At 64.0% G+C, this 7,744-nt stretch carries 6 protein-coding genes; 4 read left to right on the top strand and 2 right to left on the bottom strand.

The window, feature by feature from the left end:
* The first annotated feature begins 320 nt into the window (after nucleotides 1–320).
* From AC3WN8_RS28645 to AC3WN8_RS28635, 3 genes are all read left to right on the top strand, one after another.
* Nucleotides 321–1,886 (top strand): amidohydrolase, encoded by a 1,566-nt coding sequence (locus AC3WN8_RS28645; protein WP_492672931.1) that lies wholly within the window; start codon nucleotides 321–323, stop codon nucleotides 1,884–1,886.
* Nucleotides 1,887–1,959: 73 nt separating this feature from the next.
* The gene (locus AC3WN8_RS28640) at nucleotides 1,960–3,567 is read left to right on the top strand and encodes an MFS transporter (protein ID WP_492672930.1); all 1,608 of its coding nucleotides are present in this window, start codon (nucleotides 1,960–1,962) and stop codon (nucleotides 3,565–3,567) included.
* An 11-nt stretch (nucleotides 3,568–3,578) separates the two neighbouring features.
* A complete protein-coding gene (locus AC3WN8_RS28635) occupies nucleotides 3,579–4,625 on the top strand; it encodes an alanine racemase (protein WP_492672929.1) in 1,047 nt (348 codons plus the stop codon).
* 188 nt (nucleotides 4,626–4,813) lie between these two features.
* Here AC3WN8_RS28635 and AC3WN8_RS28630 read toward each other — a convergent pair whose 3' ends face one another.
* Nucleotides 4,814–5,986, bottom strand: coding sequence for an acetyl-CoA C-acetyltransferase (locus AC3WN8_RS28630; RefSeq protein ID WP_492672928.1), 1,173 nt, complete (start codon nucleotides 5,984–5,986; stop codon nucleotides 4,814–4,816).
* A gap of 37 nt (nucleotides 5,987–6,023) precedes the next feature.
* Nucleotides 6,024–7,034: an alpha/beta hydrolase gene (locus tag AC3WN8_RS28625; protein ID WP_492672927.1), complete on the bottom strand. Its 1,011-nt coding sequence runs from the start codon at nucleotides 7,032–7,034 to the stop codon at nucleotides 6,024–6,026.
* A 76-nt stretch (nucleotides 7,035–7,110) separates the two neighbouring features.
* Here AC3WN8_RS28625 and phaR point away from each other — a divergent pair, with 76 nt between their 5' ends.
* Nucleotides 7,111–7,656, top strand: coding sequence for a polyhydroxyalkanoate synthesis repressor PhaR (gene phaR / locus AC3WN8_RS28620; protein ID WP_492672926.1), 546 nt, complete (start codon nucleotides 7,111–7,113; stop codon nucleotides 7,654–7,656).
* The last annotated feature ends 88 nt before the right edge of the window (nucleotides 7,657–7,744 follow it).

The following is a 7,744-nucleotide window of genomic DNA, read 5'->3' as shown; positions in this document are numbered from 1 at the left end:
ACACCAGCCTCCAAAAGCCAGCGTTGAATCAGAAATCCTGCACCCCGTGAATCCCTAAAATGTCACCACCACCTAGAGCGATTTGCAGGTCGATGGACCCATCGAACGACTCGAAAATCGCGGTAAAACAAAAAGCTAGATCAAGCTGCGTGATTCCGGAATCACGCAGCTTGATCTAGCATTGGGCAGGCGCCCATTGCGGCGCCTGCAATTGCGGCATAGCAATAGCGTGTTTCTGATTTTGAAAACGAGGGGAAGTTATGCGCGGCGCTCGACTGATTCACGGCTTGATCGCAATTGCCTGCGTGGCGGGGCTGCCGATGGCAGCGTTCGCCCAGTCGAGGCCCAGCGGATTGAAGGCGCGCGCCATCGCCGGCGTCGAAGCGCGCACCAAGCTGGCGCAGGTGGTCAATGATTCGGTGTTCAGCTTCGCTGAGCTCGGCCTGCACGAGACGGAGACCAGCCGTTACCTGACCGAGTTGCTCGAAAAGGAAGGCTTTACCGTCGAGCGCGGCGTTTCGGGGCTGCCGACGGGCTGGGTGGCGCGCTGGACGCATGGCAGCGGCGGCCCGGTGATCGCGATCGGCAGCGATATCGACGGTATCCCCAAGGCGTCACAAAAACCCGGCATTCCCTGGCATGATCCGATGGTGCCTGGCGGCCCCGGTCACGGCGAGGGCCATAATAGCGGCCAGGCCGTCAACATCGTCGCAGCATTGGCCGTCAAGGAGCTGATGCAGAAAGATAATATTCCGGGAACACTGGTGCTGTGGCCCGGCGTTGCCGAGGAACTGCTGGCCGGCAAGGCCTATTTTGTGCGCGACGGCGTCTTCAAGGATGTCGACGCAGTGCTCTTCACCCATGTCAGCAACAATCTCGGCACGGCCTATGGTCAGCCGGGCGGTACCGGGCTCGTCTCGGTCGAATATACGTTTTCCGGCGAAAGCGCGCATTCGGCGGGGGCTCCATGGCGCGGCAAGTCCGCGCTCGATGGCGTGATGCTGATGGGGACGGGCTGGGATTTCCGTCGCGAACATCTCCGCCCCGAACAGCGCTCGCATTATGTGATCACCGATGGCGGCGATCAGCCCAATGTGGTGCCGCAGCGTGCGTCGATCTGGTTCTATTTCCGCGAGATCGGTTTTGACGGGATCAAGAAGAATTTCGAGATCGGCAACACAATCGCCGAGGCTGCCGCGAAGATGACCGATACCACGGTCACGCGGCGGATCCTGGGCGCCGCCGCGCCGCGCCATTTCAACAAGCCGATGGCGGAAGCCGCCTATGCCAACATCAAGATGGTCGGCCTGCCGCAATGGAGCGCCGACGACCAGGCATTCGCCAAGGTGGTTCAAACCAATCTCAAGGCCGAGAAGGTGGAGGGGCTGGCCACGAAGATTGAGGAGTTGAAGCCACCCGTCGAAAATCCGCCGAGCGGCGGATCGGACGATATCGGCGATGTCGCCTGGACAGTGCCGACGATCACGATCGGCTATCCGTCGAACATCCCGGGTCTTCCGGGGCATAACTGGTCCAATGCGATCGCGATGGCGACGCCGATCGCCCATAAGGGCGTCGTCGCGGGCGCCAAGGTGATGGCGATGACGATGATCGACCTGCTGACCAAGCCCGAATTGCTGAAGGCGGCCAAAACCTATTTCACCGATGTCCAGACCAAGGACCAGAAATACGTCCCCATGATCGGCGCGGCCGACAAGCCGGCACTGGAGCTCAACACCGAGATCATGGCGCGCTTCAAGCCGGAACTCAGCAAATATTATTATCAGCCCGATCGTTATGGTAGCTATCTCGAACAGCTTGGTATCAAATGGCCGACGCTGACCAAGGCGGATGCCGCGAAAGGCACCGGCGACGGCGGGCAATAAGTCGGGTCGGAATGCGCCGGGCATGGCATTAAAGCCTGTCCGGCGTCCGGACATCGGGCGGAATGGGGGATGGATGGCGACCGTCGCAGCGCAGGCCGTGCGAGAACCGACCAGGAAGGAGATCCGGCTGGTCATCGCCGCCTCCACGCTCGGCACGATGTTCGAATGGTATGATTTCTTCATCTACGGCACGCTCGCCGCGATCATCGGCCGGACCTTCTTCCCCACCGGGAACCCGACGATCGAGTTGATTCTGTCGCTGCTCGGTTTCGCGATCGGGTTCGGATTCCGGCCGCTGGGTGCGATCCTGTTCGGCTATCTCGGCGACCGGCTGGGCCGCAAATATACTTTCCTCGTCACCATCACGCTGATGGGCCTGGCCACTGCCGCGATCGGATTCGTGCCGTCGGCCGCCAGTATCGGGCTGGCGGCGCCGATCATCCTGCTCAGCCTGCGCATTTTGCAGGGGCTGGCGCTGGGCGGCGAATATGGCGGGGCGGCGATCTATGTCGCCGAGCATGCGCCCGTTCGCAAGCGCGGCTTCTTCACCAGCTTCATCCAGGCCAGCGTCTCGGGTGGCTTCGCGCTCAGCCTGGCCGTTGTGCTGGGTACACAGGCAATCCTCGGCAAGGAGGCGTGGGAGGCCTGGGGCTGGCGGATTCCGTTCATAGTCTCGCTGCTGTTGCTTGGCATATCGCTATGGATGCGGCTGAAGCTTTCGGAGAGCCCGGTGTTCCAGGCGATGAAGGCGTCGGGGCAGGTTTCGGGCAACCCCCTGAAGGAGAGCTTCACCCATCCGGGCAATACCCGACGAATCCTGGTCGCCCTGTTCGGCCTTGCCGCCGGAGTCACGGTCATCTGGTATACTGCGCTGTTCCAGGTGCTTTATTTTGTCCAGAATGCCATGAGAGTCGACGATCGCACGGCGCAGATCATCGTCGGCGTCGGCGCGGCCTCGGGGCTGATCTGGTTCATATTGTTCGGCTGGCTGTCCGACAAAGTGGGGCGCAGGAAACCGATCATCATCGGCTATGCGTTGACGCTGTTGCTGCTCTTTCCATTGTTCAAGCTGATCGGCGGCGCGGCCAATCCGGAGATGGCGCAGACGGCGCGCGAGGCGCCCGTCGTCGTTGCAGGGCGTGACTGCGGCTATGATCCGTTCGCCAAGGTCCAGGCCGGCGAGTGCGGCCGGCTGCTCGACCATCTGTCGCGCAAGGGCGTCCATTATGTCACCGCCGAGGCGCCGAAAACCGGCGTGTCGATCGGCGGTTCGCCGGTCGTGGACACCAGCCCGGCGGGGCTCGACGCGGCGCTGGCCGGTGCCGGATACGGTTTCGACAAGGTCCGCCCGTCGAGCGCGAACATGGCGTTGATGATATTCGGCATCCTCGCGCTTTCGGCGCTGTCGGGCATGACCTTCGGTCCGATGGCGGCGTGCATGGCGGAATTATTTCCGCCGCGGATCCGTTACAGTTCGATGTCAATCCCTTATCACATCGGAACTGGATATTTCGGCGGTTTCCTGCCGGTCATCAGTCAGTATATCGTTGCACGGACGGGCGATCCCTATGCCGGGCTCTGGTACACTTTCACGGTGGTGCTGGTTGCGTTCGTTGTTGCGATATTGTGGTTGCCGGAGACGACGCGCTTGAACCTCGACGATCCAAAGCGGGCCGGATAATGGTCGCGCCGATGACCGATATTCCCTCTCCGTTGCGCATCCGTCTCGATGGCGATGCGCTGACGCGCAACTGGCATTGGCTGAATGGCCGAAGCGGGCCGGCCGCCTGCGGCGCAGCATTGAAGGCGGACGGCTACGGCCTGGGCGCGCGCGAGGTCGCGAAGCGCTTGCTTGATGCCGGCTGCCGCGATTTCTTCGTGGCGACATGGGCCGAGGCGGAGGCGCTGCGACCGGTGATCGACGGTGCGGCGCTTTCGGTGTTCCACGGCGTTCGCGCCGGCGATATGGAGGCCGCGCTCGGCGCCTCGGCCCGTCCCGTACTCAACACGGTGGATCAGGTGCGGCGCTGGCGCGAGGCGGGTGGCGGCGCATGCGACGTCATGGTCGATACCGGCATGAACCGGCTCGGCCTGTCCACCGGAGAAGTCGCGGCCGGCGTGCTCGACGGGCTGGAGGTCGAGACGCTGATGACGCACCTCGCCAGCGCCGATCAGGATCTGCCGGTCAACGGCGCGCAACGCAACGCGCTGACAGCGTTGCGCGATGTGACGAGCGCCAGGCGGCTCAGCATAGCCAACAGTGCCGGCATCTGCCTGGGCGCCGAATATGCGCTGGACCTGACACGGCCGGGCATCGCGCTTTATGGCGGCGTGCCCCGGATCGAGGCGGCCAACGATATCCGCCAGGTCGCCATGATCGAGACCCAGATCCTGCAGCGCCGCCGGGTCGCGGCTGGGGATATGGTGGGCTATAACGGGACCTTCCGTGCGACGCGCGCGATGGAACTGGCAACCCTCAATCTGGGCTATGCCGATGGCTATCTGCGCTGCTTCTCGGGCACCGGCTATGCAGTGGCGGGCGGGCATGAATTGCCGGTGATCGGGCGTGTCTCGATGGACCTGACCGTGATCTGCGTCGACACCTGTTCGGATCTGGCCGAAGGCGACTGGGTCGAGATCGGCTATGACCTGCCCGACGCGGCGATGCGCACGGGCCTGTCGCAATATGAATTGCTCACCGGGCTGGGGCAGCGCTACGATCGGGTCTGGTCGTCGTAGGAAAACGGCGATCCGATCGACATATCCGATCGATGTGATGTCCCTGGCGCCGAACAAACCATGTGTCGGCGCCATTGCGAGCAGAGCGGGCCGAAGGCGGCTATAGGCCAACCAATCCAGAGAATGGCACGTCGCTGGATCGCTTCGTTGCTACAGGTCTCGCAATGACGGCGCCGGGTGAAGGACCTCTACCGCTCAACGCACATGGCGATGCCCATGCCGCCGCCGATGCACAGGGTCGCCAGGCCCTTCTTCGCGTCGCGGCGCTCCATCTCGTAAAGCAGGGTCGTCAGCACGCGCGCGCCCGATGCGCCGATCGGATGGCCGATCGCGATCGCACCGCCATTGACGTTGACCTTGTCGGGATCGAGCCCGAGTTCCTTGCCGACCGCCAATGCCTGGGCGGCGAATGCCTCATTGGCTTCGATCAGGTCGAGATCGCCGACGCTCCAGCCCGCTTTTTCCAAAGCGCGCTTGGTGGCGGGGACGGGGCCGAGGCCCATCACTGCGGGATCGACGCCCGCCGAGGCCCAGCTGGCGATCCGCGCCAGGATCTTCGCGCCGCGCTTCTCGGCTTCCTCGCGCGTCATCAGCACCAATGCGGCTGCCCCGTCGTTGAGGCCGCTGGCATTGGCCGCGGTGACCGAGCCGTCTTTCTTGAAAGCGGGTTTGAGCCCCGCCATCGCCTCGATCGTCGCGCCGTCGCGGATATATTCGTCCTTCTCGACGATCGTGTCGCCCTTGCGGCCCTTCACCGTGACCGGCGCGATCTCGTCGACGAAGCGCCCGGCGGCCCGTGCGGCGGAGGCCAGCGTCTGGGACCGGACGGCGAAGGCGTCCTGCTGCTCGCGGGTCACCTGGCATTGCTCGGCGACATTCTCGGCGGTGATGCCCATGTGATAATGGTTGAATGCATCGGTCAGCCCGTCGGTGATCATCGTGTCGACCAGCGAGACCGCGCCCATCTTCTGGCCCGCGCGCAGCGCCTGGGCGTGGTTGGACAGCGACATGCTCTCCTGTCCGCCGGCGACGACAATGCTCGCGTCGCCATTGGCGATCGCCTGCATGCCGAGCGCAACCGCGCGCAACCCCGATCCGCAGACCTGGTTGACGCCCCAGGCCGGCACTTCCTTGGGCACGCCGGCGGCCATCGATGCCTGTCGGGCCGGATTCTGTCCCTGCGCCGCGGTCAGCACCTGACCCATGATGACTTCGGAGACGTCGGCGGCGTCAACGCCGGCCTGCGCCAGTGCCGCTTCGATCGCGACCCGCCCCAGTTCGTGCGCCGGCACCGATCCGAATGCACCGAGAAAGCTGCCTACCGGCGTGCGCTTGGCGGCGGTGATCACGATGTCGGTCATGGGAAAGTCTCCGATGGAAGGGGTTTCCCGCAATCTATCAATTATTGTGCAGGTGCGAAAGCCACACGGCGAGGGGATCCCAAAGCTGCGCGCGGGCGCGGCCGCCGACGATCATGCCTACATGACCTGCGCCGAGCTCCAGCCGTTCGTCCAGTCCGGTCGCCGTCGCGGCGGGGACGATGCGATCGCTGAGGGATACGATGTCGAGCAGAGGGCAGGCGAGATTGGCCGGATCGATCGTCTGCCCGCCCACGCGCCAGCGCCCCGTGCCGGGCAGATCGGCGGCGAACAGATCTTCGAACGTTTCGCGCCCTGCCTCGAGCGTCAGCGGCGCGCCGCCATTGGCCCAGTCCTCGAGTGCGACAAAGGCCTGTGCTTCGGTCGAGTTCGGATCGAGTGCGCCGAACCGCTCATATTTTGAGACGGTGCGGCCGGGGTCGAGCCGCCAGAAAGCGGTCTGGAGAATCTCCATCGGCAGATAGCCGAGCGTGCCGCAGGTCGGTCGTGCGGTTTCCCAGAGCGAGATCATGTCGGCACGTGCGGTTTCCGGAAAACCGGAGAATCGCCACGGCGCGGCGATCAGTGCGAGGCCGGCGATCGGGTGCAGCGCCGCCGCTGCCGCCGCCATCGTTCCGCCAAGGCAATAGCCGACCAATGCCGTCCGGTCGCCGAGCGCATCGAGCAGCGGCACCAGCAGCGTTTCGACATGGCCGGCGATACCGAGATCGCGATCTTCGGCCGAAGGTGCACCCCAATCGAGCAGCAATGGCCTGACTCCCCGGCCGGCCATCCAGCGCAGCAGCGAATTGCGCGGCGTGAGATCGAGCACGAAGGGCGGATTGATGAGCGAGGGGACGAAAACCACAGGCAATCCCGTGCCGCCATAATCGCGCAGGCAGGCGCGGCCGGCGGTGGCGACGACGGGCATGGGCGGTCCGCGATCGGTGCGAGGGGCGTCCTGATACGCCCGCAATCCCTTGATCGCGGCCGCGGCGCGTTCGGGCGATGTTGCGGTTTCGCTGCGCAGCAATTCAAGGAACAGCGGCAAGGGACGTGGTCCGTGTTGCGGTGCGGCATCAAATGGTGCAGGGTAAGCCATTGTCTTGCGGGGGATGCTCCTGGTTATGAAGAAGAACGCAGCCGCCGACGGCATCGTCATCATCAAGAAATACGCAAATCGTCGGCTCTACAATACCGATACGTCGAGCTATATCACGCTCGAACATCTCGCGGCGATGGTCCGCGAGAACCGCGAGTTCAAGGTGCTCGACGCCAAGACCGAGGACGACATCACCCACAATGTCCTCACGCAGATCATCATGGAGGAAGAACAGCGGGGGCAGGCGATGCTGCCGGTCAACTTCCTGCGCCAGCTGATCTCGATGTACGGCGATTCGATGCAGGCGGTGGTGCCCGGCTATCTCGAAGCTTCGATGGATGCATTCCGCCGCAACCAGGAACAGTTCCGCACCGCGGTGGAGGGGGCGTTCGGCGCCGGCCCGTTCGCCGAAATGGCGAAGCGCAACATGGCGATGTTCGAAGCCGCGGCGAGCGCGTTCAAGCCCGGCGCGGTCAAGCCGTCGGACAGCGGCGGCAAGGACGATGAAATCGACGCGTTGAAGGCGGAACTCGCCAGCCTGAAGGACAAGATCGAGAAGCTCGGCCAATAGCCGCCGATAGGCGGTAAACCGCCTATCCTGCCATTTCCCCTTTTTACGGGAATGGCAGCGCCCGATTTGGCAGCGAACGCATGCCGAC

This window comes from Sphingobium sp. FW305-3-2-15-F-TSA7 (genome assembly GCF_058787155.1).
The sequence above is the reverse complement of the archived record's forward strand: the minus strand, read 5'-3'. Positions and strand labels throughout refer to the sequence as shown.

Bases quoted from the DNA above. Each gene is read 5' to 3' on its own strand.
- AC3WN8_RS28645 (WP_492672931.1), top strand. From the start codon at position 321: ATGGCAGCGTTCGCCCAGTCGAGGCCCAGCGGATTGAAGGCGCGCGCC.
- AC3WN8_RS28640 (WP_492672930.1), top strand. From the start codon at position 1,960: ATGGCGACCGTCGCAGCGCAGGCCGTGCGAGAACCGACCAGGAAGGAG.
- AC3WN8_RS28635 (WP_492672929.1), top strand. From the start codon at position 3,579: ATGACCGATATTCCCTCTCCGTTGCGCATCCGTCTCGATGGCGATGCG.
- AC3WN8_RS28630 (WP_492672928.1), bottom strand. From the start codon at position 5,986: ATGACCGACATCGTGATCACCGCCGCCAAGCGCACGCCGGTAGGCAGC.
- phaR (WP_492672926.1), top strand. From the start codon at position 7,111: ATGAAGAAGAACGCAGCCGCCGACGGCATCGTCATCATCAAGAAATAC.